We start from the raw sequence: 23439 nt of genomic DNA on the forward strand, positions 1-23439 counted from the left end.
AGTGATTCGAATCGGTGTCGTACTGAGACCCGAGCTGAATTCGGCCAGAACCAACCCATATATAATTGAACAGAATTAGAAGCCACCATTAATATCATCCTAATAGAAAAATTTATATTCATATGCGTCAACATTAATCTGGGCCATGGGAAATAGACGTGAAAGCCCATTCTCACGACGATCAGTTCTTCGAAATACTGCCGCTGCAGGCATCGGCCTTGGAGCGCTCGGGACCGGATCCAGTTCTGTAGGAGCAGTCGGTTCGGAAACAGATCCGCTTATCGAGGAGATCGAAAACAAGCAGGCAGACAGACTGAAAGAACTAGTTCTCGAGAGTAATGAGCTAGCAAAATATAGAGAATACATACGGAATGAATGGGGCGGTGGAATTGCCGAGAGCGATACAAGTGTCTACAAATACCAGCGGAAGAACGCTGGATACGTCGTTTCCTTGCTCGTTGAGTCTGACGGACAACCAATCGCTGATCTGGCGTTTTTGGTTCAAGATGGCCGTATCCAAGCAAGTCAGTCGATGAGAAGTTGGGCTTACAAGAACTGGTCCGGTGAACAGAGATTAGTTCTGGAGCGGCTGACAGCAGACGGAGGAGAGTCTAATTCCTCCGGTCCGGGTGTTCTCAGCACTGGTAATTATGATGTTCAGGTTTCACGGGCTGGTGTAAACCTCAATGATCTCGGTTCACACTCCGTTTCTACCAGTGAACACGACAAGAGTGTTACAGCGGCCGGACTTATTCCGGATGTGCCTAGTTTCGATCCTGAACTTCCTGAGATAGATGGGCCGGAAGATATCCCTCACTGGGACGACATCCCTGGGATGCCCGATATAGATCCCTCTTGTGGCGATTGTAAGGGAACGTACGAAGCCGCCTGTACAATAGGATGCGGTGTATCAATTGGCACTATCTGTTTAACTGCCACCGTCGGAATCGGGTCGCTGGCCTGTGGCGCATTAGCATCAGTCATCTGTATAGTCTTCGATAAATTTGGCCAAGATGCTTGTATGCCGGCTGGAAACGATTATATCAATGCAGAAACAACTTGCAGTAAATTAGGATTCTGCTAGGCTATCTATTGACTACGATTATCTATATCAGGGTTTTTTGGGACGTAGAACAAGTAGAATAATGTGAAAAAACGGGGAATCCAATCACGACGAACAAGACCGCAGTAGATACGTCCCAATCTAAGAATAGAACACCAACTACTGCTGCAATTCCCATACCCGCAACCGCTGCAAGAGCGCGGCCTAACCTCTGTGTATCCACCATATTGTTTTTACATCTCCCCCACATTTCATTTTTTTCCCACCTTATCTTAACAATGAGTTGGACAAACACTGGTTGAGACCTAAAGGACACGGCCAATGATACAGGATCGACGCCACCGATCATCCCCAGCCAACTCACGAGAAGTGGGCGGCTAGTCCCGGACATCAGATGCACACATTGCCGACACCGCCGACACGTTGCACAAAACTGGGATCGCAGAGCCATCCACCACGGTACGCTCTGGTATGGTAAGTTCGGCCCCGTCAATGCGCTGTTCGCGGGCGCACGCACTGGCTGTGACGGGACACTCGTGAACGAACTGGGGTGGAGTACCTCGCTCGTCGGAACTTCGACGGCGCCCTATCTTGGCCCGGTCACGCCCCAAGTCCGTGAATCTGAACCTCGTCGACAGGGACAACGACCTGATTACTTCCTCCTTCGGCTCCAAACTCTGAACGCATTGCCGTGGATTCTCTTGCTCGAGTGAGACAGAGTCAGTCCCCGAGCTCGTGGACGCGATCCCGAAGCCGTTCCCCCTTCTCGGTCTCGACGGTGATATCGGGGACCGGGACCGTCTCGCCGTTCTCGTCGATCGCGACGAAGGTAAACGTCGACTCGGTGGTCTTCTCGGTCTCGCCGCTGCGGGGTTCCTCGCGCCACGCGCGCAGTGCGACGTGGACGCTCGTCCGGCCGGCGTCGTAGACGTAGGCCTCCACGAGGGCCGTGTCGCCGATCCGGATCGGGCGCTCGAAGTCGAGTTCGTTCACGCGAGCGGTGACGCAGGTCTCGCCGGCAAAGCGCATCGCCGACATCGCGCTCACCTCGTCGAGCCACTTCATCAGGTTGCCGCCGTGGAGCGTGTCGTTGTTGTTCGCGTGATTGGGCTGGACGCGGAACCTGTTCCGGATGTGGGTCTCGAGAAGCGTTGGCATACGGAGACGTTCGCACGACGACCTGAAGAAAACGACCCCCACGTGTGAGAGAGGAGACGTTTTTTCGCACCGAACTCGGAGGAAATCCCATGAGTCGAGAGACCCCAGCCCGGGAGCCGCCGCGGTGGGCCCACCTCCTCGGTCTCGGGCTCGTTGCTGTGATCGTCGTTGGACTCACGTATCGGACCCTCGTGGACGCGGCGTCGGTACAGGACGCGGTCCGGGGACTCGGCGGTGTCGGGCTACTCTGCCTGTGGCTCGGCTACGGCTACGTCTCGCGGACCCGCTGGCGCGATCGCAACGCCCGGGCCGGGCTGGCGTTACTCGGCTGTCTGGCGATTACCGCCGCGGTGCTTTCCCTGCTGACGGCCGCCGACGGGCAGTGGCTGGACCGCGAGTTGGCGATCACCTTCGCCGCGGCGATCCCCTTCGCGCTCGCGTTGGTTCTCTCGCGGTACGTCTCCCTCTCGAGTCGCGCGTTCGGCGTCCTCGTCTCGGCTGCGGGCGTCGGCATCGTCGGCATCGGGCTGACCGCCCACGGAACCGAGCGATCGCTCGATGCGATTAGCACCGGCGGAATCTGCCTCGTGATCGGCTGCCTGCACGTCTGGAAACCGAACGCGATGGAACGACTCGAGAACGGGACCGGCTGATCGGGAATGAGCCACAGTCTCCCAGAAGCGTCGTCAGTCAGGCCTCTCGGCCCAATTCGGCCAGCAGCCCCGAGACGTGAAGCCGATCGCTGGTCCCCTCGTGCATCTCGAAGTCGATGCCGTGACGACCAGCGCCGTCGGTTCGACATCAGGAACCGCCGTCCCGAGTCGGGACGAAACAGTTATCAAGTACTCTTTAGGAGTTGAATTATGGAACTAGAAGGCGTCAGAGAACGTCTGCTCGACGACGGTCTCAAGTGGATCCTCGTCGCCGTACTCCTCGTCGCCCTTCTGGCGTGGCTGATCGGTCTCGTAACGGGAGTAGACAATACCGAATACGACGGGTACTTTGCCGCTGGGTTCCTCCTCGTCCTGATCTACGTACTCATGGACAGTTCCGAAAACAGTCGGTTCGTCGGCGCACTACTGGCCGTAGCGGGAGGGATCGCGTTTTGGTTAGGTGCGGTGGGTCACCTCCGTTCCGGGACCATCTACCTCGGTCTCTTTTCGATCGGCTACGGCGTGGCAATACTTGTGAAGCCCGACCTCCTCAATCGGAATCATTGAGTTCTCGCGCGGGCAGTTGTGAGTCGGTCGAGACGGCCCAGGAAGGCTCGCGTCCGCTCAGGGGATGGAGGGGCGCGACGGAGGAGACGGCAACTCGTCCCACACCCACGCAAGCGCATCCGCCTCGTCGGGGATATCGGGATCTTCGTTCGTGAGCAGGCATGCGAAACAGGCGGCGCACTCTACCTTGTCCGACACTTTGCCACACCACGCATAGTAACACGTCACGAACAGTATCGCACCGACACCAGATGCGCCGGTTCCCATGAGAGGTCTACACAGGGAGCAACCGCCTAGGATGCTGATAATGACGTTCGCACAGTCACCACAGGAATCACATTCGCGCCCCAGGAACTCGAGGCTTTCCGAGACCACCTTGTCGACGAGCCAACTTTCGATGATATCGAGAACGATATCCTTGGGATTGGGGTACGAAATCGCAGCCGTCTGGACGAGCGGTTCAGCTGTCAGAATGTCAGCCGCGTCGTCCTCAACGGTGAGTACGTCCGACATCGACTCAGACCGCGGGTCAAAGTCAGGGCCGACGGAAATGACGTACTCGCGCGTATCGAGTTCGTCCGGTTCTTCGGACGCAACCTGCACGGTCGCCCGGAATCCGTTGGCCGCCGTCGTGGCGTGTACTCTCGCGCTGTCGATGTCGCCGTCGACGTCGATCACCGACAGTACGTGTTCAGTTTCGGCATCGGTGGCGTTGCGACTGAAAACGAGATCTGATCCGCTGGCACCCAGCGACGCGTTCGCTTCCGCCGCCATCGAGTACCCTGCAGGGATCCTCGCAGTGTCGAGATCGAACGTGAATACCGCACCAATTCGCTCCTCGTATTCGAATGCGTGCAAGATACCGTACGGGCGGATCTCGATCTTCCACGTGACGAGTTCACCTTCGGTGAGGCGTCCGTCGTCTTCGATTCGTCGCTTTTCGGCGCGTCCCGGTCCGGGGAGGCGCTGAACGCCGAGTTCAGTGAGAATCTCCCACACTCCGGGCGCCTCCTCGATCTGGTCGAGATCGTCCCGAGTCGTCTTCTCGGCGCTTACAGTCCCGAAAAGGGTGCTCAACGCCGATCCCGCACCGACACTGCTCGCAGCAGTTCTCCGCAAGATCTCTCGTCGGTTCAATTTATAGGTATCGTCTTTTTCATCTACCATCTATAAGATAGTATTCTTATGTTTCAGATAAAAATCCTAACAGCCAGGAAGATGTTTCCTAGTGGGGTTCTCTGGAAACAGAACACCGGAATGTCGTACTGGTGATCAGACCGTCCGGCCGGTACTCGCCCGTCGTATCCGATCAGTTGACGCAAAAACAGTATTGATCGGTCGATTTGTCCGCTGTGACGCTACCCGTCCCGGCCGAGTTCCGCAAGCAGCCCCGAGACGTGAAGCCGATCGCTGGTCCCCTCGTGCATCTCGAAGTCGACGTCGGCCGCCAGCCGGTGGATCTCGGCGAGTTGCTCGCCCTGATATCGCTTGCGAGCGATCCTGAGGATACTCTCGAGGACCTCGTTGCCGTCCAACCCCTCGTCGACGAGCAGGTCGTCCAGCGTCGACCGGGCGTCGGTAAAGTCGCCGGCCTCGGCGTCGTCGAGCATCGACTCGATCTCGTCCTCGAGGCCGACCTCGCCGAGGGTCTCGTAGGCCGCGCTCATCGTGAGTTCGCCCGCGTCTTCGACGGTCGTCTGCGCCGCGAGAATTGCCTGCCGGAGGTTGCCATCGGCGTAGCCCGCGACGAACTCGAGGCCGTCGGCGTCGTAGTCGACGCCCTCGCGCTCGACGATGCGCTCGAGGACGGCCACGATCTCCTCGCTGGTCGGCGAGGGGAAGGAGACGGGGAAACACCGCGAGCGGATCGGCGGGATGAGCTTGGTGGGCTGGCGCGTCCCGATGATAAACTGCGTCGTCCGATGGTGTTGCTCCATGATCCGGCGCAGGGCCTGCTGGAAGTCCTCGCGGACGTCCTCGGCGTTGTCCAGCAAAATAGTGGTGTACCCGCCCGAAACGGGCGCGTAGCTCGCGGACTCCTTGAGGACGTGGTTGATCATATCCCGTTTGGACAGCGACGAGCGCCCGACGAGGAAGTGTTCGAATCGCGGATCGTTCTTGATCTCGGTCTTGGTCCGGCCGAAGAAGTCGGCGACGTTGATCTCGACGAAGTCGTTGTCCGGGTCCGCGTGGGCCTCGCGGGCCAGTGCGCGCGCCGCGGCGGTCTTCCCGCTCCCGGGCGGGCCCTGCAGGAGGAGGTTGATCGGCTCCTCGACGGCTCGCTCCAAGTACTCGCGAGCGTCGTCCTGTGGCAACTCGGCCAGCTCCGGGGCGTGGGTTTCGGTCCACAGCGGCGCGTCCATCGCCAGCAGATAGGGGACAGGCGGGTAAGAATCGGTCGGTTAGTCGTCGGCCGGGGCGGGTCGGCTACCCGCCGTCGGACTCGTTTCCGCCGCCGTCGTCCGCGCCATCTCCCACGTCCACGATCGTGAACGTCGTCTCGACTGGCTCACCCTCGAACTCGATCGGCGACGCCGCCTCGGCGTCGGCCGGGCTCCCCGCGTAGAGGGCGGCCGTCAGTTCGTCGTCTTCATCGATCGACGCGTCGTCGGCCAGATCGATCGTCACGTTCTCGTGTTCGCCCGGCTCGAGCTGGTCACTCGTACCGACCACCGACCCGTTGTCTTCGACGGCCACGAACCCCTCCTCAGGCGTGGCGGCGGCCACCGTCACGCTCCCGTTGCTCGCATCGGTGACCGAGACGCTCGGCTCAGTGTGGAACTCGAGGTCGATCGTCGAGACCGCGCCGTCGGCGTCGGTGTAGATCCCGATCGTCCGCTCGCCCGGCGGCGCGCCGCTCGTATCGGTCTCGAAGGTGACGGTTCGGGACTCGCCACCCTCGAGTTCCAGGATCTGCCGTTCGAAGACCGCGCCGTCGATGCGGACCTCGACGGGCTGTTGGGTCTGGAACTCGGTCGGGTTGCGGATCGTCGCGTTCACCCGGATCGTCTCGTTGGTCGTCGCCGACGCCGGCGCGTCGATCGATTCGACGGCGAAGGAATCGCTCAGGGCGTCTTCCTCGCTCGTGGTCACCGTCGCGGTGTCGCTGACCGGGAACCCGTCCTCGAGGTAGGGCTGGTCCTCCTCGCCGTCGGTCTCGCCGTAGGCGTAGCCCTCCTGGTCCGAGGTATCCCGGTGGACCGTCGCCGTCAGCTGGCCGACGAGTTCGCGGGTCGCGTCGTCGGCGCGTTCGACGGTGACGTCCTCGTGAGTGCCGGCCTCGAGCCGGTTCGACACCGCGAGCGGCTCGTCGCCGCCGTCGGTGACGACGACGTAGCCGCCCTCGGAGAGTGAGACCTCGCGGATCGTGACCGCGGTACCGTTGCCCTGCTGGTCCTCGAACGTGACCGAGGCCTCGGGGTCCTCCTCGACGCCGAAGATGGCGGGGGCCTGCCCGACCACGATCCCGGCGGCGAGGACGATCGCGATCGCGAGCAGGATTGCGCCGATCCGCTTTACCGTGCCGAACGTCAGTTGCGGGCTCATCTGGGAGTCGTTCCCCCATTCGGGCCGACGGTGGTAAAACGCGTCGTCCGTTCGCAGGACGGCGAATCGGTTCGAATCGGTTTCCCCGAATAGTCTCCGCTTACCACAGTTCACGGAGGCTGTCCGTTCGGACGCCGACCCGAAACTCGACCGGCACGCGCCCCCGCTACGGCGTTTGTCACCGCCTACTATCGCACGGCGGTGTCGAACGCCGCCCTCGAGCGATCCGAAGCCGGTTTAGTCGCGGCCCGCCGAGTCTTGGGCGATGCCACTGCGCGTGACGTTTCTGGGGACGGCCGGGGCGATCCCGACGACCGACCGGAATCCGAGCAGCGTCTTCGTCGCCCGCGAGGGCGAGGAGTTGCTGTTCGACGCCGGCGAGGGGACACAGCGCCAGATGATGCGCTTCGGTACGGGATTTTCCGTCTCGCAGCTATTCGTCACGCACTGTCACGGCGATCACGTCCTCGGGATCCCGGGGCTGCTCCAGACGATGGCGTTCAACGACCGCGAGGAGCCGCTGGCGATCCACACCCCCCACGGGACGCGCGGGCAGATCAAGGGCCTGATCAACGCGCTCGGAAACCGCCCCTCGTTTCCCGTGCGGATCAACGAAGTCGGGGACGGCGACGTCGCCTACCGCGCCGACGAGTACGAGGTCCGCGCGTTCGGAACCGATCACGACACCCGCTCGGTCGGCTACGCGCTCCTCGAGGACGACCGCAAGGGCCGGTTCGACCGCGAGCGCGCCGAGGAACTCGGTGTCCCCGTCGGCCCGAAGTTCTCACGACTCCACGAGGGCGAGTCGGTCGAACTCGAGGACGGCACCGTCGTCGACCCCGAACAGGTCGTCGGTGACTCCCGCCCCGGCCGGTCGATCGTCTACACCGGCGACACCCGCCCGACCGAGGCGACGATCGAGGTCGCCGACGACCCCGACCTCCTGATCCACGACGCCACCTTCGCCGACGACCGCGCCGACCGCGCGGCCGAAACCGCCCACGCCACCGCGAGACAGGCCGCCGAGATCGCGAACCGGGCGGGTGCGGACCGGCTCGCACTGCTGCATCTGTCCTCGCGCTACGCCGGCTACACCGCCGATCACGAGGAGCAAGCCCGGGAGGTCTTCGCGGGCGACCCCGACGCCGTGTTCGTCCCCGACGACGGGGACGCTCTCGAGATTCCGTACCCCGACGGCGACGAGACGTGATCGACGGCGAACCGGTCGAGTGTGTGCCACGCTCGATTCCGGCCCGCAGTCGAAGCAGGTGCGACCCCGCGTCGGATTTATAGCCGTCTCGTCCCTACGACCCCCTGTGAGTACCCGAACGAGTGCGCTCGATGCAGTCGTCTTCGGTGTCGACATCCAGAGCGGTGACGTACGCGGCGACGCGCCATCGTACGCACTGGCCGTCTACGACGGCGACGGCGTCACACGTGACGTCGTCACCCACCGGAAACTCCGGCGACTGATCGACGACGAGGAGCCGGCGATCGTCGCGACCGACAACATGTACGAGCTGGCCGCCGACAAGGACCAGCTCATCCACTTCCTGGGATCGCTGCCCGCCGACACCATGCTCGTTCAGGTGACGGGTGCCGAGCAACCCGAACCCCTCTCGCGGGTCGCGAAACGCCACGGCGTCCCCTACGGGAAAGACCCCATGCAGGAAGCCGAGGCCGCGGCCCGACTGGCCGCCCACAACGTCGGCCACGAGGTGTCGGCATTTACCGACACGACCGAAGTGAAGGTTTCACGGGGTCGCTCGACCGGCAGCGGCGGCTGGAGCGAGGACCGCTACACCCGCCGCATCCACGGCTCGGTCAAGAAGCGGGCCCGCGAGGTCGAGTCCGAACTCGAGGACGCGAATCTCGCCTACGAACGCGAGGTCCGGGAGGCCTACGGCGGCTTCGCAAACGCCGTGTTCACCGTCGAAGCGCGCCCACAGGACATCCCCGTCTCGCGCAACCGCTCGGGCGACGTCCGCGTCGAGATCGAACGAGAGCGCCGGGACGGCATCGAGTTCCGCCCGCTCGCGAAACGGCGCGATCACGTCGTCGTCGGCATCGACCCCGGGACGACGACCGCCGTCGCCATCGTCTCCCTCGAGGGCGAGGTGTTAGACGTCTGGAGTTCACGGACCAGCGACACCGCCGACGTGATCGAGTGGATCGTCGAGCGCGGCCGGCCGGTCATCGTCGCCGCGGACGTGACGCCGATACCCGAGACCGTCGAGAAGTTCCGCCGGAGCTTCGACGCCGCCGGCTGGACGCCCGACAGCGACCTCCCGGTCGACGAGAAGCAACACCGCACTCGCGAACAGCCCTACGACAACGACCACCAACGCGACGCGATGGCCGCCGCCCTCTACGCGATCGACGACCACGCGGATCAGTTCGACCGGATCGCCGACAAGCTCCCGCCGGGGATCGACCGCGGCGAGGTCACCGCCCGCGTCGTCGCCGGCGAGGAGAGCGTCGAGGCCGTCCTGACGGACCTGCGTGACGACGGCGGCGGCGAGGACGACGAGGCCGCCGAACACGAGCCCCGCGAACTCACCGAGGAAGAACAGCGGATCAAGGACTTGGAGCGGCAGGTCGAACGGCTGCAGTCACACGTCGAGACCCTCGAGGGCCGGGTCGAGGACCGCGACGACCGCATCGACGAACTCGAGTCCGAACTCTCCCTCGCTCGGCGCGAGGAACGCACGCAGGTCCGCAAGGACCGCGAGGTGAACCGTCTGGAACAGAAGGCGAACCGTCTGGAGCGCGAGCGCGACGAGGCCCGCGAGGAAGTCGAGGACCTCGAGCAGAAAGTCGAGCGCATGAAGGCGCTCTGGAAGCTCGATCACTCGAATTTCAGCGACGTCTCGGCGGAGAAGGAGGGGCTGGTTCCGGTCAAGGTCGTCGAGAAGTTCACCAAGGGTGCGATCCGCGAGGCCGACGAGCAATACGGGATCGCCGGCGGCGACGTAGTCTACATCCGGGATGCCAGCGGCGCGGGTCGCTCGACGGCCCAGCTCATGGCGGAGTTCGACCCCCGTGTGATCCTCAAAGAGGGCGGCCTCTCGGAGATCGCCGATGAGATCCTCTTCGAGGCCGAGGTTCCGGTCGGCCCCGCCGACGACGTGGCGATGCAGGAAGTCGACGAACTCGCCGTCGCCCGCGAGGACGACGTCGAGGCCGTCATCGACGACTGGCACGACCGGGCCCGCGAACGACGGAAACAGCGCAAGGCCTCGATGGTCGACCAGGTGATCAGCGAACACCGGGCCGGCGACAACGAAGTGTGAGTCAGTCGGCCGACTCGGTCGACGACAGCACCTGCGGCACCTCCTCGAGATCGAGTTCTGCGCCGAGATCCTCGGTATCGTCGACCGGGCCGTTGATAAACAGCGCGTGTCCGATGAAGGCAACCGCGACGACGCCGAGGGCGAGGATCGCCATCGGTGACGGGACCGGCGTCGCGTCCTCCACGAGGGCACCGGTCCCGAGACTCGCCGCGATGGCGAGCAACACGAGGTCGGAGTAGTGAAGCGACGGCCCCATACCGGAACCGACGAGAGGGAGACCAAAACACAGCAGGAGAACGGAACGGGCTCGAGACCGTCAGAACATGCCGAAATTCTGGAGCATGCTGGAGATCAGGGATTTGACCACGAGCCCGAGCCCGGCCAGGACCAGCGCCATCCCGACGGCGACGATCCAGTTCGCGTACGCGATGAGGCCGATTCCCGCGAGCAAGAGGACGATACCGGCGAGACCGAGCGCGCCGAGATTACGGAGCATACGCTGGGTTGCAGAGCCAAGCGAAATAAGCGGCGTGGTTTCGGGGGCCGAGCGATCGGGCCGTAACCGCGACGGCTAGCGATTCCGTCCACGCAATCAGTAAAGGGTTAAACCCCTCGACCGCCAATCTGGGGCCATGAGCGACGACGGCGAGGGCGGTCGGAAGAACCTCCGGATGCCCGAGGACGACGAGGTCTTCGCGACCGTCACGAACATGCTCGGGGCGAATCGAGTCAAGGTACGCTGTGCCGACGGCACCGAACGCACCGCGCGGATTCCCGGGAAGATGCAAAAACGCATCTGGATCCGTGAGGACGACGTCGTCCTCGTCGAACCCTGGGACTGGCAGGACGAGAAAGCCGACATCACCTGGCGCTACGAGAAAAGCGAAGCCGACCAGCTTCGCGACGAAGGCCATATACAGTAGACCGAACTTTTCCTCTGCGGGTGCGCCGAAGGCGCACCCTCGGGAAAACTTCGATGAAAAGCGCCGGAAGACGCAAAGCGTCTTCCGAGCCCTCGTTCGTTTTCACTCACGAGGACACTCCTCCTTCCCCTCCATTCACTGCGTTCATTACGGGTCAGTCGTCGGCCCGCGAGCGCCTGTGGCGCTCGCGGTGAGCGGCGTCGTTCGGGTTCTTCGAACCGCTCACGGGTCGCTACGCTCCCCGTTCACGTTCTCGCGGTTCTCACTCGCTCCGCTCGTTCCGAACCGCGCACCGCTCACTCGCCGACGATACGAGTGGGGTTAGTTCCGCTTTCCGACACTATTCACTATCGCCGGCACCGATACCGCTCAAGGACGAGACAGATCGCTCCGACTGACTGTCGGCCGACACAGAAGACTTATTCGGTCGTTGTGCATCGACCCGCGCATGAAATGCAGCCGGCGGCGAGTACTCGGCGGTATCGGGGCCGGCGCTGTGGCCGGGCTGGTCGGCACGCCCGCGTCGGCTACGGAGTTCGAACCCGACACCGAGCGGGTGTTCGTCCACCCCGAAACGGGGCTGCTCGACGGACTCAGCGACCTGTTCGACCTCGTCGATGCCGTCGGCGGAACCACGCTCCTCGAGTTCGACAACTTCGAGTTCGTGGTCGCGGAGGTCCCGTCGGCCGGACTAGAGGAGTTGCGTCGCGACGACCGGGTAGCGTTCGTCGAAGACGACGACGAGACCGGAATCCCCGGTGACTGGTCGCCGTCCCTGCCGGACCTCCTGGACCCCCCGGACGGCGCCGACTGTGCCACCCATCCCGACCAGCGACCGTCGTGGGGGCTGGAACGCATCGGTGCCGACGGCGTCGAGCAGAACGGAGCGGGCGTCGACATGGGGATCCTCGACACGGGGATCCAGTCGGGACACTGCAGTCTGTCGGTCGCCGGCGGGCGGAACTTCACCGGCGATGGGCCGCCCGGGGACTACGAGGATCGCCACGGCCACGGGACACACGTCGCCGGGATCGTCGGCGCGCTGGACAACGACCGCGGCGTCGTCGGCGTCGCCCCCGACGTGAACCTGCACGCGGTGAAGGTCCTCAACGACGACGGCTCCGGCCGCTACAGCCAACTGGTCGCCGGGATCGACTGGTGCATGTCGAACGACATCGAACTGATCTCGATGAGCCTCGGCGGTGAGTCCGAGAGTTCCTCGCTGGCTCGGGCCATCGACAAAGCACACTCGGCGGGACACCTCCTGCTCTGTGCGGCCGGCAACGAGGGCAACGACGGGCCCGACTCCTGCGACGCGGCGACGATGACCTACCCGGCGACCCACGAGAACGTCGTCGCGGTCACCGCGATGAACGAGGACGAGACGCTGGCGTCCTACAGCAGCGTCGGGTCGGCCGTCGACCTGTTGGCTCCGGGAACGGAGATCAACTCGACGACCGTCGACAACCGGTACGCACAGGCGAGCGGGACGAGCATGGCCTGTCCGTTCGTCACCGGCGTCGCGGCGCTCGTCTGGGAGAGACGCGATGAAAACGGGCCGGGACCGAACGATCCAGTCCGGGAGATCCTCGGCGGGACGGCCGAGACGGTCCTCGGAACGTGTGCGGAGGGAGACGGGCTCGTCAACGCCCGGGCGGCGGTCGGCGACGAACGCGCGACCGAGGGTACCACCTGGAACGACGGCGTCGTCGCCGGACTGCGATCGCTTCTCGAGCGGGTCGTCGATCTGATCGCCGACTTCTTCGAGTGGCTCCGGGGACTGTTCTCGTAGCCGCGGCGACGACCGACTCTAGAGCCCGGCGACGTCCTCGATCGCGTCGGTCAGTTCTTTGATCGACTCGAGGTCGTGTTCGCCCATGTGGCCGATGCGGAAGGTCTTCTCGCCGAGTTGCGAGCCGTAGCCGTTCGAGAAGACGAAGTCGTACTCCTCGGAGACGGCCTCGATCGTCGCGGCGACGTCGATGTCCCGCGTGTTCTCGATGCAGCTGACCGTCTGGGACTCGTAGCCCTCCTCGGGGAACATGTCGAAGTGGTCACGCGCCCACTCGCGGGTGTACTCGGCCATTTCGCGGTGGCGCTCGTCCCGGGCATCGTGGCCCTCGGAGAGCATGTGTTTCATCTGCTTGCGGTAGGCCAGCATGATCGGGATCGCCGGCGTCGAGTGGGTCTGGCCCTTCCGCTCGTAGTAGTCGATCGTCCGCTGGAAGCCGCCGTACCACGAGGCGGAGTCCTTCTCGAGTTCGCGTTCGTAGGCCTCGTCACTGACGACACAGACCGCCAGCCCCGGCGGCATCGCGAACGCCTTCTGGGTCGACGCGAAGATGACGTCGATATTGTGTTCGTCGATGTCGACGTAGTCCCCGCCCAGCGAGGAGACGGCGTCGACGACGAAGTAGGTGTCCGGATACTCGGCGACGACGTCGCCGATCTCCTCGATGGGGTTGCGCACGCCCGTCGAGGACTCGTTCATCACGGTCGCGACGACGTCGTAGTGTTTGTCGCTTGCCTCGAGTTCCTCGCGGATGTCCTCGGGTTTGATCGCTTGGCCCCAGTCGTACTCGAGGCGGTCGACGTTCTTGCCCAGTCGCTCGGCGACGTTGGCATGGCGCTCGCTGAAGCTACCACAGGTCGGAACGAGGATGTTCTCGTCGACGAGGTTGAGCGTCGACGCCTCCCAGAACTCCGTGCCCGATCCCGTCAGGATGACGACCTCGTTGTCGGTACCGAGGAACTCCTTGGTGTCCTCGACGATGGTCGTATAGAGGTCGGTCATCCGGTCCATGCGGTGGCCGAACATCGGCTCGCACATCGCCTCGATGACGTCCTCGCGCACCTCGGTCGGGCCCGGAATATACAGCGTCTTGTCGGGGTAGTCGCCCGTGTATTCGCGTTTTTCGGTCACGGATATCACCTGATACGGGCTACTGCGGAACGAGGCGGTATGGTACTTTTGATGCCCGATCGCCGCCGGCGTCACTCGGTACGGACCTCGATATCGCCCGCCATTCCCACGCCGTAGTGGGGCTCGCAGACGTACTCGACGGTGTCACTCGAGGCTTCGAACTCGACGCTCAGGTCGGGTTCGTCCTCGCTGACCAGTTCAGTCGGTCCGGCGACGGCCGACTCGCTGTCGTCGTAGATCGCGAGGTTGTGCATCCCCTGCTCGTTCTCTGCCCAGGTAATCGTGTAGCTCTCGCCCTCTTGAAGGATGAGGTTCGGGTTCTCTGCGCCTTCGATCGGTGACGGCGCGACCCCTTCCCAAGACATGGCCAACGATCGGAACACGACGGTCGTCCCGGGCTCAATCTCGTACCCGCGATCAGTCTCGGTCGGTTCGCCCTCCCCGTCCTTCGAATCAGTGTCGTCGGTATCGACGGTATTGTCCCCGTTCGACGCCGCCTCGCCGTCGGACCCGTCCGCGCCCGACCCGTCATCTACGTCGGTTTCACCGCCAGTCCCGGGTTCGTCGCCATCGTCGTCGTCGTCAGTCGAGTCGCCGGGGTCATCGTCGGTTGTACTCTCGTCCAGACACCCCGTGAGGACACCGGTTACAGCCGTCAATCCAGAAATCCGAAGCAGACGACGACGAGTCGGACCGCTGTCGTTTCCCATAGATTCGGTAAAACGTCAACGGGACTAAAGTTACCCGGTTCGACGTAGAACAGCGATCGCTACCGACTGCTGTGTCGCCGTCGTCGCCCGCCGAAGAAAACCGTCAGAAAGCGATCCGAAACTGCAACGGTCAGACGGTATCGACCGTTCCGCCCGAATCGTGGCGTCGACGCCGTTATTCGAGCTGGATGCTGCCAGCCATCCCGATGTCGTAGTGGGGCTCGCAGACGTACTCGACGGTGTCACTCGAGGCGTCGAATTCGACCGACGCGCCGCTGGGTTCGCTGGTCTTTTCAGTCGGTCCTGCGACGGCCGACTGGCTGTCGTCGTAGACCGCGAGGTTGTGTGTACCCTGCTCGTTCTCGACCCACTCGATCGTGTAGGTCTCGCCCTCGGTGAGGCTGAGGTCGGGGTTCTCCACGCCTTCGATCTTGGACGGCGCGACGCCTTCCCAGGACTGGGCCAGCGATTTGAGTTCGATGGTCGTGCCGGACTCGATCGTGTACGGGCCCTCACTGTCGCCGTTGCCGTTACCGTTGCCGCTGTCGTCGCCACCGCTACAACCGGCGAGGAGCGCAGTCGTCGCCGCCGCGCCCGTCACCTTCAGCGCTGTCCGCCGTGAAACCGGATTATCTCGTGCCATCACCGGGAATAGGGACTGAGAGCATAAAAGTTGATACCTTCTCCCACTACAATGATGTGAATATACATACCACAATATTTGTACGATCAAGACGGGTTGGCCTGTCGGACGCACGGCCACCGTCAGGCATCGCCCCGGTCGCCGGATCGGAACCGCTCGGTCGGCTCGAGCGAGAGCCGGAGAAACGCCGGGATCGTGACGACGGCGATCGCGATCTCGAAGCCGCCGACGACGAGGAAGGCCAGGTCGTAGCCGTGGTTGCTGGCGACGGTGCCGCCGACGAGGAAGCCACCGAGGAAGCCGAGGCTTCCGGCGAGGTTGAACCCGGCCATGGCGACGCCGCGTTCGCTCTCGTCGGCGAGGTCGGTAACCAGCGCCATCGTCGCGGGGGAGACGAGCGCACCGAGGATCCCGACGCCGATCATCGCGATGGCGGCGGTAGCGACCGACGGGGACGCCCCGACGAGGAGGATCCCGCCACCGTAGCAGGCCGAGCCGACGACGATGGGGACGGTTCGTCCGATCCGGTCCGAGAGCGCGCCCATGGGGTACTGCAACAGGGCGAACGGACCGAAGAAACACGCCAGCATGAGACCGGTCGCCCCGGCGTCGAGTCCGAACGTCTCCTGGAAGTACAGCGTGCCGACGAGCGCGAAAAACCCCGCGGTGAGCCGGTCGACGAAGCCGAAGGCGTACGGGATCGACAGGACCGGTTGCCGCCGGAGACCGTCGACGAGGGCGCGAGCGCTCCGCCCACGGTCGGGCGTTCGGTCCTCGACGCGGGTCACGAGCGCCCCGACGCAGACGAGGAGCCCGGCGGCGACCAGCAGCGGCGCGAGCGGATCGACCTCGGTCAACTGGCCGCCGATCGGCGCACCCAGGGCCGCGCCGGTGCCGATGGCGATTCCCGCCGCTCCCATGTTTCGTCCGTGGCCCCCCTCGAGGTCCATCAGCATGGTCATCGTCAGCGAGAACGCGCCGATGGTCATCGCACCCTGGAGGACCCGGAGGGCGAGGATGCCTTCGAAGGGAATCGAACCGACCGCCGGCACCGCGGCGAGGGACGCGTAGCCGACCGCGCCGGCGAACGAGCCCGCGACGATGAACGGGACCCGTCGCCCGGTCGCGTCGCTCGCGACCCCCCAGACGCCGACGAAGCCGACGTAGGCGGCGAACTCGGCCACGAGGAACCACATGCTCGCGTCGAGTGGCGTCGCCGCGAACGCCGACGTCGCCGCGTCGGCCCCCAGCGCCTCGACGAGCGTCGCGACGCCCGGATAAAGCAGCAGCTGGGAGAACATCACTGCGAAGACGAGGGCTGCCAGCACGACCCGATCACGGTCACTCGAGTGCACGGGCGGCCCTTGGTACTACGGGGGTATCAAGTCGTCCGTCTCCGACGACGCCTTCGGCCGGTCCCCCGTGTAGCCGAAACCGACGCGCTTTCGTCGGCGAACGACCTGCATCGATCGATGGCACTCACGCGTCGCCGACTGCTCGCCACGGGTATGACCGCCGGGACCGCGACTGTCGCCGGCTGTGCCGGAGTCCTCGAGGACGAACTGGCCTCGGAGGCGGCGACCGTCGCCCCGGCCGCGCTCGAGGAGACCGGGTACGAGGAACGCACCGTCGAGGACGTGCCCGTCGAACGGACCGTGAGCCGGTTCGGGATCGAACGGACGATCGAGGCCCGGAACTGGTACGCCGAGTACGACCGCTCGATTTCGCTCGCTGCCGTCGGACTGACGCGCGTCCAGGCGGCGGTCGTCGCCGTCCTCTCGACGCCGCAGGTGTCGGTCCTCGGGAAGACGTTCAACCCCGTCGGTGACTACTCGACGGACGAACTCGTCGCGTTGCTCCAGGACCGATACGACCGACTCGAGAACGTCGAGCGCGTCGGATCGGAGTCGGTGTCGGTCCTGGGGACCGAGACGACGCTCGCGCGGTACGAGGCGCGCGCACGACTCGTCAGCGCCGGCGCATCGCTCGAGGTCTTCCTACTGGTCGGCGAACCGGTGACCCACGGCGACGATTTCGTGATTCCCGTCGCGGTCTTCCCCCGGGTTCACGGGTTCGAGACCGAGTCCGGGGCCGTTCGGACGATGCTCGAGTCGCTCGAACACGCGTAGCGACGCCCGAGCCGAGGCCGTGCGGAGGCGGGCTACGGACGAATATAAGCGTAGCCTTCGTTCTGTAGTCGCGTGAGTTCGCCGCCGCCCGAGGGGACGGTCTCGACGCCCTCGACCAGGTCCGATTCGGCGAGGTCTTTCAGGTCGAGCGTGTTCCCGCAGGCCTTGACCGCGACACCCGTCTCGAGCAGCGATTCGACCATTCCGCTGCCGTCGCCGCCGGCCGTCAACGGTTCGATGCCGTCGGCCTGTGCGACGATAGCGATGTCGTCCACATCGACGGAGTCGTCCTCGGTGAGGTTCTGCGCGATCGTGAGTGCGGTCGCTCGCTGTGCCGACTCGTCGGCGATGAGGTGAAACACTGTCTGCACGGCTCGAGGGTAGCGGCCCCCGCGGATAGCGATTGAGCCTGCAGGTGACGTGGAGTCGTCGACGGAGCCCGTGCGTGTGAATGTCTAGGCTGCTATTTTTGCCGTTACTGCGGTGCATATGAATGTGGAGAAGTATGCATATGAAACATGAGCGACGACGCCAGCGACGGGTACGACGCCGACGGTGAGACACCGGAGGTGTCCCGGGATGGAGGCGGTGACACCGCCGATAGCGAGGAGCGCGGGCTCGGCACCCGCAGCGTCCACGCCGGCCAGTCTCCCGATCCGGAAACCGGTGCGATGGCACCGCCGATCTACCAGACGACCTCCTACGTCTTCGAGGACGCCGATACTGCCGCCGACCGATACGCCCTCGAGGACGACGGCTACATCTACTCGCGGATGGCCAATCCCACGGTCACCACGCTCGAGGACCGCCTCGCCGACCTCGAGGGGGGTGCGGGCGCGGTCGCGACCGGCAGCGGCATGGCCGCCCTTGACGCCGCCGTCCTGATCCTCGCCGAGGCGGGCGACAACGTGGTCTGTTCGACCGACACCTACGGCGGGACGACGGCCTACTTCTCGAAAACCGCAACTCGGCGGGACATCGAACCGACGTTCGTCCCCACGCTCGAGTACGACGCCTACGCCGAGGCCATCGACGAGGACACCGCTTTCGTCCACGTCGAGACGATCGGCAACCCCTCGCTGGTGACGCCGGATTTCGAGCGGGTCGCCGAGATCGCCCACGACAACGGCGTCCCCCTCGTCGTCGATAATACGTTCGCGACGCCGGCGCTGTGTCGACCGCTGGAACACGGGGCCGACGTCGTCTGGGAGTCGACGACCAAGTGGCTCCACGGCTCCGGGACCACGGTCGGCGGCGTCCTCGTCGACGGCGGCTCGTTTCCCTGGGGCGACCACGGCTACGACGAGATCGCGGGCCAGAACCACGCCTATCACGACATCGACTTCTCGCGGGACTTCCCCGAGGCTCCCTTCGCCGCCGCGGCCAGGTTCCGCTCGCTGCGCAGCCTCGGTAACCAGCAGTCGCCGTTCGACGCCTGGCAGACGCTGCAGGGCCTCGAGTCGATGCCGCTGCGCGTCGGGAAACACTGCGAGAACGCCCGGATCGTCGCCGACTACCTCGACGATCACGAGGCCGTGGCCTGGGTCACCCATCCCGGCCTCGCGGACCACCCGACCCACGACAACGCCGAGCGATATCTCGAGGACTACGGCGGGATGGTCGCGTTCGGCCTCGAGAAGGGGTACGAGGCGGGCAAGGCCTTCTGCGAGAACGTCGAGTTGGCCTCGTTCCTCGCGAACATCGGCGACGCGAAGACGCTGGTGATCCACCCAGCCAGCACCACCCACGGCCAACTCACGCCCGAAGAGCGCAAGGAGGCCGGCGTCACCGACGATCTGGTCCGAATGTCGGTGGGTATCGAGGACCCCGAAGACATCCTCGCGGACCTCGAGAGTGCGATCGCCGCCGCGACGCAAGCGGCGGGTGAGACGGCGTGACGACGAAAGAGACGGCCGACCTCGGGGAGTTCCAGTTCCTCTCGGGGGAGTCGATCCCGACCCTCGAGGTGGCCTACGAGACCTACGGCGAGTTCACCGGCGATAACGCGGTGCTGATCTGTCACGCGCTGACCGGCAGCGCCCACGTCGCCCGCCGGCCGGACGCGGGCGACGAGACCGCGGGCCAGGCTCGAGCCTGGTGGGGCGACGTGGTCGGCCCCGGGAAGGCCATCGACACGACGGAGTACTACGTCGTCTGTGCGAACGTGCCGGGATCGTGCTACGGGACGACCGGCCCAGCCAGCGAGAACCCCGAGACGGGCAAACCCTACGGCACCGACTTCCCGCCGGTCACGGTCGGCGACTGGACCCGCGCCCAGCGGAAACTGCTCGACGAACTCGGCGTCGGCCGGCTCCGCGCGGTCGTCGGCGGCAGCGTCGGCGGGATGAACGTCCTGGACTGGCTCCGGCGCTATCCGGACGACGTCGAACGCGCCGGTGCGGTCGCGACCGCCGCCCGCCTCGATCCGCAGTGTCTCGCGCTCGATACCGTCGCCCGCCGGGCCATCACGAGCGATCCCAACTGGAACGGCGGCCACTACTACGGCGCCTCCGAGAGCGACGCGAACGGAGGGTCGTCGGACTCGTCCGACGGGAGGGCCGAACCCGAGGAGGGGCTGGCTCGAGCCCGCCAGATCGGCCACATCATGTACCTCTCGAAGGCCTCGATGGGCCGGAAGTTCGGCCGGCGGTCGGCGGGCCGGGAGACGGTCCGCGAGGAACAGCCAGACCCCGCGGCCGCCTTCTTCCCGTATCGGGAGGTCGAGTCCTATCTGGACTATCAGGCCGACAAGTTCGTCGATCGGTTCGACGCCAACAGCTACCTCTACATGACCCGCGCGATGGACGACTTCGATCTGTCGGCGGGCTACGAGGGAGACGCCGATGCGCTGGCGGCCTTCGAGGGCGAACTCCTCTTGCTCTCCTTTACCGGCGACTGGCACTTCACCACCGAGCAGGCCGAAGCGCTGGCCGAGGCCGCCCGCGCGGCCGGCGTCGACGTCGCCCACCACGTCGTCGAGTCCGATCACGGCCACGACGCCTTCCTCGTCGAACCCGAGAAGGTCGGCCCGCCGCTGTCGGACCTGCTCGCAAGCGGGCTCGAGGGGCGGGCGATCACCGACACCGAACCGGAATCCGAGTCCGACGACTCCGGTGAGTTCGCGCCGGTCCACACGAGCCTGTTCTCCGAGTGAGATCGTGCCAGCACCGATACCAGACGGAAAGTCGACAGGTAGTTGGGACGGTTCACACGGTATTTCGCCAGCCAATATCGGTATCAGCGGGAAACAGTGCCGTAAATTATAATACCTGTCTGGCTGATGTATTGGTGATGTCAGACGGGAAGCAACTCGATTACGAGGATGAATCGGATGTACAGCGGCAGGTCCCGCAGGGCAGCGGGAACGAACTGCCGGTCAAAGAGGGGGCGGTGTTCGGGGCCATCGCCGTCGTCGCGACGTATCTCACGCACCTGCTCCTGACGATGATCGCGACGGCACAGTCATCGCCGATCGCCGAGGCGGTCGGAACGGGTGAGGACTCGTTGGTCATCACGGAGATGGTTCCTTCCTGGAAGGCTGCCGGGTGGAGTTACCTCAGTGTGTTCGGGACGGGATTCGAAGTCGACGGCGAAGCCGCGGCGCTCGGCGATGCCCCGAATCACGCTGCCGCGTTCGGCAGCGGCCCGGGTAGCCCATTTTTCCTGTCGGCGCTGTTTCTCTTCCTCGTGACGGTCGGGGGGATCGTTGCTGCCGGGTACGCGGTCGCCAAGTACACCGACGCCGACGATACCGTCGACGCCGCGAAGGCGGGTGTCACCGTCGCGCTCCCCTACGTTGCGTTCGCCGCCATCGCGGCGTTCCTGATGAGCCACAGCTACTCCGAAGTGCCCACCGTCGCGAGCCTCATCGGTTCCGAGGGCAGCGGTGTGCTGGGCCTCGAGGTCACCGAGTACCTCAACGACGCGGGCGATTCGGTCACCACTAACGCCAAATTCGGTCCGTCGATGACCGACGCGCTCCTCTTCGCTGGGATCATCGTGCCGGCGATCCTTGGTGCCGTCGGCGGCCTGCTCACCCAGCCCCGCGACGCCCTCGAAACGGTGATGGCGAAGATCCAGTAACGATCGGTCCGCATCGACGCACGGAGCCGACTCGCTCAATAGACCGAACCAATCGGTTTCTCACCCGGTCGAGACGAACACAAACGGACTGTCACGACCGTGGGATGGTAGAATGGCGGGTTCAGCACGAGACTATAGTCGAAGGAGTCAGTACTGTTGTTCGCGACCCTGCTCGAGCGCGAGGTACTGTTCAGCGTGAGAATCGGCCGATCGGCGGCGCGCGAGCCAGTACTGGAGATCGGAGACGAACAGCGCGAGGTTCTCCCGGGCGAACAACTTCATCGAGATGCCCTGGGGCGATCGGAACAGTGCGATCAGCGACCACATCGAGCCGGCGGCGAACGCGCCCATCGCCGAAAAAGTCATCCCGAGCGTGAAGAACGTCGTCGCGTAGACGAAGCCGATCCCCATCGACGGGAGACTCGTGCCGAGGGGGACCCGCGCGCTCGAGTCGCGCAGGGTCGGCGCGAGGAAGACGATCGAGAGGCCGCTACCGAGCATGAATACGAGGTCTTGCCACATCATCATCAGTACTTACTCGGTCACGAGTTAATAACTCCCCCGGTGCCGAAATCGGCAGTTAGACCCGAGATTCACGCCGAACTAGAGGACGAGCGGAAACGGCGAAGGGAGACGGCCAGTGGCGGAGATCGAATATCGGCGAGTGATACAACCAGCGATTACGGGACGGTCACTTGTCGTCGAGGACGTCGTCCGCGACGAGCGTCTCGCGGGCCTCAGCCATCGTCGAGACGACGGTATCACAGTGGGGTTCGACCGCCGGCTTGGGTTCGAACCCGATCGCCAGCCCTGCGACCTCGAGCATCGGCAGGTCGTTGGCCCCGTCGCCGACCGCGACGGTGTCGGCGAGGTCGACGCCGACCTCGTCGGCGAGGTCCGCCAGCGCGTCGTCCTTGGTGCCCTCGATCAGCGGCCCCTCGACCGCGCCGGTGAGTACTCGCGGCTGATCGCCGCTCGTACTGTCCGAGGCTGTCGCCTCGCTCTCGCCCGCTTTCATCGGCAGCCGGTTCGAGACGATGTGATCAACGGAGACGCCCTCGCGCTCCAACGCGGCCGCGACCCCGCGCTCGAACCCACCCGTGAGGATGGCGGTCGTGACGCCGGCGTCGTTCAACTCGGCGATGAGGTCGGCCGCGCCCTCGCGGAGGACGACCTCGTCGAAAGCGGCCTCGGCCTCGGCTTCGGGCAGTCCCTCGAGCAGGGCCGCGCGCTTGCGCAGGCTTTCGGCGTACTCGATCTCGTCGTTCATCGCACGCTCGGTGATCTCGTCCATGTCCGCGGCGACGCCACGGCGGTCACCCAGCAGGACCGTCATCTCGGAATCGGAAAGCGTCCCATCGAAGTCGAAAGCGACGACTGTCATCGCTCGCCGGTTGACCGTCCCGGGATAAACCAGTTCAGGTTTCCCATCGCGAGAGTTGCCGTTCGTTCAGCCAGAGCCGAACCGAAACGTAGTATCGAGCCGCCCACAGTAGCGCGTATGTGTCAGAGATACTATGTTTCGAGTACGAGAAGGGGTCGAGTCTCGAGGAAGCGGACCGGTCGGACGGCGACGCGGACGCCAACGAGAGCGACGCCGACCCAGCGGAGAGCGGTCGGCCGACGGGAATCGCCGTCGCGCCTTGGAAAGGGGACTCGCCGCCGGCGTGAGCGCGTTCGCGGTCGTGGTCGGGGCCGCCGTCGCCGCCGTTTCGCGACTGGCCGGACCGGCTCGGTAACCGACGCCG

General features: G+C 64.7%; 25 protein-coding genes. 12 read left to right on the forward strand and 13 right to left on the reverse strand.

All coding sequences use genetic code 11. The features are described 5' to 3' along the window. Positions 1-145: 145 nt before the first annotated feature. A complete protein-coding gene (locus tag ACSBP4_RS00440; protein ID WP_211249102.1) occupies positions 146-1084 on the forward strand; it encodes a hypothetical protein in 939 nt (312 codons plus the stop codon). A 699-nt stretch (positions 1085-1783) separates the two neighbouring features. On the opposite strand, the gene ACSBP4_RS00445 is transcribed toward ACSBP4_RS00440, so the two are convergent. Continuing rightward, positions 1784-2221, reverse strand: coding sequence for an acyl-CoA thioesterase (locus ACSBP4_RS00445; RefSeq protein ID WP_435551050.1), 438 nt, complete (start codon positions 2219-2221; stop codon positions 1784-1786). An 89-nt stretch (positions 2222-2310) separates the two neighbouring features. Between ACSBP4_RS00445 and ACSBP4_RS00450 the strand changes: the two genes are divergently transcribed. Together ACSBP4_RS00450 and ACSBP4_RS00455 are read left to right on the forward strand one after the other, a co-directional pair. Next, positions 2311-2874, forward strand: a complete 564-nt coding sequence (locus ACSBP4_RS00450; protein WP_435551051.1) for a hypothetical protein — start codon at positions 2311-2313, stop codon at positions 2872-2874. Positions 2875-3084: 210 nt separating this feature from the next. Beyond that, a complete protein-coding gene (locus ACSBP4_RS00455) occupies positions 3085-3441 on the forward strand; it encodes a hypothetical protein (RefSeq protein ID WP_435551052.1) in 357 nt (118 codons plus the stop codon). Between the two features lie 57 nt (positions 3442-3498). Here ACSBP4_RS00455 and ACSBP4_RS00460 read toward each other — a convergent pair whose 3' ends face one another. From ACSBP4_RS00460 to ACSBP4_RS00470, 3 genes are all read right to left on the reverse strand, one after another. Then, the gene (locus ACSBP4_RS00460) at positions 3499-4608 is read right to left on the reverse strand and encodes a hypothetical protein (protein ID WP_435551053.1); all 1110 of its coding nucleotides are present in this window, start codon (positions 4606-4608) and stop codon (positions 3499-3501) included. 191 nt (positions 4609-4799) lie between these two features. Beyond that, positions 4800-5804, reverse strand: coding sequence for an AAA family ATPase (locus ACSBP4_RS00465; protein WP_435551054.1), 1005 nt, complete (start codon positions 5802-5804; stop codon positions 4800-4802). A 64-nt stretch (positions 5805-5868) separates the two neighbouring features. After that, complete coding sequence (locus ACSBP4_RS00470) at positions 5869-6987, reverse strand: DUF7282 domain-containing protein (RefSeq protein ID WP_435551055.1); 1119 nt, start codon at positions 6985-6987, stop codon at positions 5869-5871. A gap of 265 nt (positions 6988-7252) precedes the next feature. On the opposite strand from ACSBP4_RS00470, the gene rnz reads away from it, so the two are divergent. Both rnz and ACSBP4_RS00480 read left to right on the forward strand, forming a co-directional pair. Beyond that, positions 7253-8197: a ribonuclease Z gene (gene rnz / locus ACSBP4_RS00475; RefSeq protein WP_006648559.1), complete on the forward strand. Its 945-nt coding sequence runs from the start codon at positions 7253-7255 to the stop codon at positions 8195-8197. Between the two features lie 106 nt (positions 8198-8303). After that, positions 8304-10280: a DUF460 domain-containing protein gene (locus tag ACSBP4_RS00480; RefSeq protein WP_435551056.1), complete on the forward strand. Its 1977-nt coding sequence runs from the start codon at positions 8304-8306 to the stop codon at positions 10278-10280. 1 nt (position 10281) lies between these two features. Here ACSBP4_RS00480 and ACSBP4_RS00485 read toward each other — a convergent pair whose 3' ends face one another. After that, positions 10282-10536 (reverse strand): hypothetical protein, encoded by a 255-nt coding sequence (locus ACSBP4_RS00485; RefSeq protein WP_435551057.1) that lies wholly within the window; start codon positions 10534-10536, stop codon positions 10282-10284. Positions 10537-10596: 60 nt separating this feature from the next. Continuing rightward, positions 10597-10776, reverse strand: coding sequence for a DUF7470 family protein (locus ACSBP4_RS00490; RefSeq protein ID WP_435551058.1), 180 nt, complete (start codon positions 10774-10776; stop codon positions 10597-10599). A gap of 136 nt (positions 10777-10912) precedes the next feature. Here ACSBP4_RS00490 and eif1A point away from each other — a divergent pair, with 136 nt between their 5' ends. Beyond that, positions 10913-11203, forward strand: a complete 291-nt coding sequence (gene eif1A / locus ACSBP4_RS00495; protein ID WP_006183204.1) for a translation initiation factor eIF-1A — start codon at positions 10913-10915, stop codon at positions 11201-11203. A 448-nt stretch (positions 11204-11651) separates the two neighbouring features. Further along, positions 11652-12995, forward strand: a complete 1344-nt coding sequence (locus tag ACSBP4_RS00500) for a S8 family peptidase (RefSeq protein WP_435551059.1) — start codon at positions 11652-11654, stop codon at positions 12993-12995. Between the two features lie 18 nt (positions 12996-13013). Here ACSBP4_RS00500 and ACSBP4_RS00505 read toward each other — a convergent pair whose 3' ends face one another. From ACSBP4_RS00505 to ACSBP4_RS00520, 4 genes are all read right to left on the reverse strand, one after another. Then, positions 13014-14126: a pyridoxal-phosphate-dependent aminotransferase family protein gene (locus ACSBP4_RS00505; protein WP_049965186.1), complete on the reverse strand. Its 1113-nt coding sequence runs from the start codon at positions 14124-14126 to the stop codon at positions 13014-13016. Between the two features lie 71 nt (positions 14127-14197). Beyond that, positions 14198-14785, reverse strand: coding sequence for a plastocyanin/azurin family copper-binding protein (locus ACSBP4_RS00510; protein ID WP_435551060.1), 588 nt, complete (start codon positions 14783-14785; stop codon positions 14198-14200). Between the two features lie 226 nt (positions 14786-15011). Beyond that, on the reverse strand, positions 15012-15479 hold the full coding sequence (locus ACSBP4_RS00515) for a plastocyanin/azurin family copper-binding protein (protein WP_435551061.1): 468 nt from the start codon (positions 15477-15479) through the stop codon (positions 15012-15014). Between the two features lie 122 nt (positions 15480-15601). Next, positions 15602-16834: an MFS transporter gene (locus ACSBP4_RS00520; protein ID WP_006183197.1), complete on the reverse strand. Its 1233-nt coding sequence runs from the start codon at positions 16832-16834 to the stop codon at positions 15602-15604. A gap of 117 nt (positions 16835-16951) precedes the next feature. On the opposite strand from ACSBP4_RS00520, the gene ACSBP4_RS00525 reads away from it, so the two are divergent. Next, on the forward strand, positions 16952-17608 hold the full coding sequence (locus tag ACSBP4_RS00525) for a DUF6517 family protein (protein WP_049965191.1): 657 nt from the start codon (positions 16952-16954) through the stop codon (positions 17606-17608). A 32-nt stretch (positions 17609-17640) separates the two neighbouring features. Here ACSBP4_RS00525 and ACSBP4_RS00530 read toward each other — a convergent pair whose 3' ends face one another. Further along, a complete protein-coding gene (locus ACSBP4_RS00530) occupies positions 17641-17979 on the reverse strand; it encodes a DsrE family protein (protein ID WP_049905497.1) in 339 nt (112 codons plus the stop codon). 147 nt (positions 17980-18126) lie between these two features. Between ACSBP4_RS00530 and ACSBP4_RS00535 the strand changes: the two genes are divergently transcribed. The 3 genes from ACSBP4_RS00535 (at position 18127) to ACSBP4_RS00545 (ending at position 21691) form a co-directional block, all read left to right on the forward strand. Next, positions 18127-19506 carry an O-acetylhomoserine aminocarboxypropyltransferase/cysteine synthase family protein gene (locus tag ACSBP4_RS00535; RefSeq protein WP_435551062.1) on the forward strand — a complete coding sequence of 460 codons (1380 nt, stop codon included), beginning with the start codon at positions 18127-18129 and terminating at the stop codon, positions 19504-19506. After that, positions 19503-20762 (forward strand): homoserine O-acetyltransferase MetX, encoded by a 1260-nt coding sequence (metX, locus tag ACSBP4_RS00540; protein WP_049965193.1) that lies wholly within the window; start codon positions 19503-19505, stop codon positions 20760-20762. Before ACSBP4_RS00535 ends, metX begins: the two co-directional genes overlap by 4 nt. A 137-nt stretch (positions 20763-20899) precedes the next feature. After that, entirely contained in the window at positions 20900-21691 is a 792-nt protein-coding gene (locus ACSBP4_RS00545) for a hypothetical protein (protein ID WP_006648544.1), read from the forward strand. A 147-nt stretch (positions 21692-21838) separates the two neighbouring features. On the opposite strand, the gene ACSBP4_RS00550 is transcribed toward ACSBP4_RS00545, so the two are convergent. Further along, positions 21839-22216, reverse strand: coding sequence for a hypothetical protein (locus tag ACSBP4_RS00550; protein WP_049905506.1), 378 nt, complete (start codon positions 22214-22216; stop codon positions 21839-21841). A gap of 166 nt (positions 22217-22382) precedes the next feature. Then, positions 22383-23075 carry an HAD family hydrolase gene (locus ACSBP4_RS00555; RefSeq protein ID WP_435551063.1) on the reverse strand — a complete coding sequence of 231 codons (693 nt, stop codon included), beginning with the start codon at positions 23073-23075 and terminating at the stop codon, positions 22383-22385. Between the two features lie 119 nt (positions 23076-23194). On the opposite strand from ACSBP4_RS00555, the gene ACSBP4_RS00560 reads away from it, so the two are divergent. Next, entirely contained in the window at positions 23195-23362 is a 168-nt protein-coding gene (locus ACSBP4_RS00560) for a hypothetical protein (protein WP_435551064.1), read from the forward strand. Positions 23363-23439 lie beyond the last annotated feature (77 nt).

Origin of the sequence: Natrinema sp. CGMCC1.2065, assembly GCF_051225675.1 — an archaeon.
GTDB classification, from domain to species: domain Archaea; phylum Halobacteriota; class Halobacteria; order Halobacteriales; family Natrialbaceae; genus Natrinema; species Natrinema thermotolerans.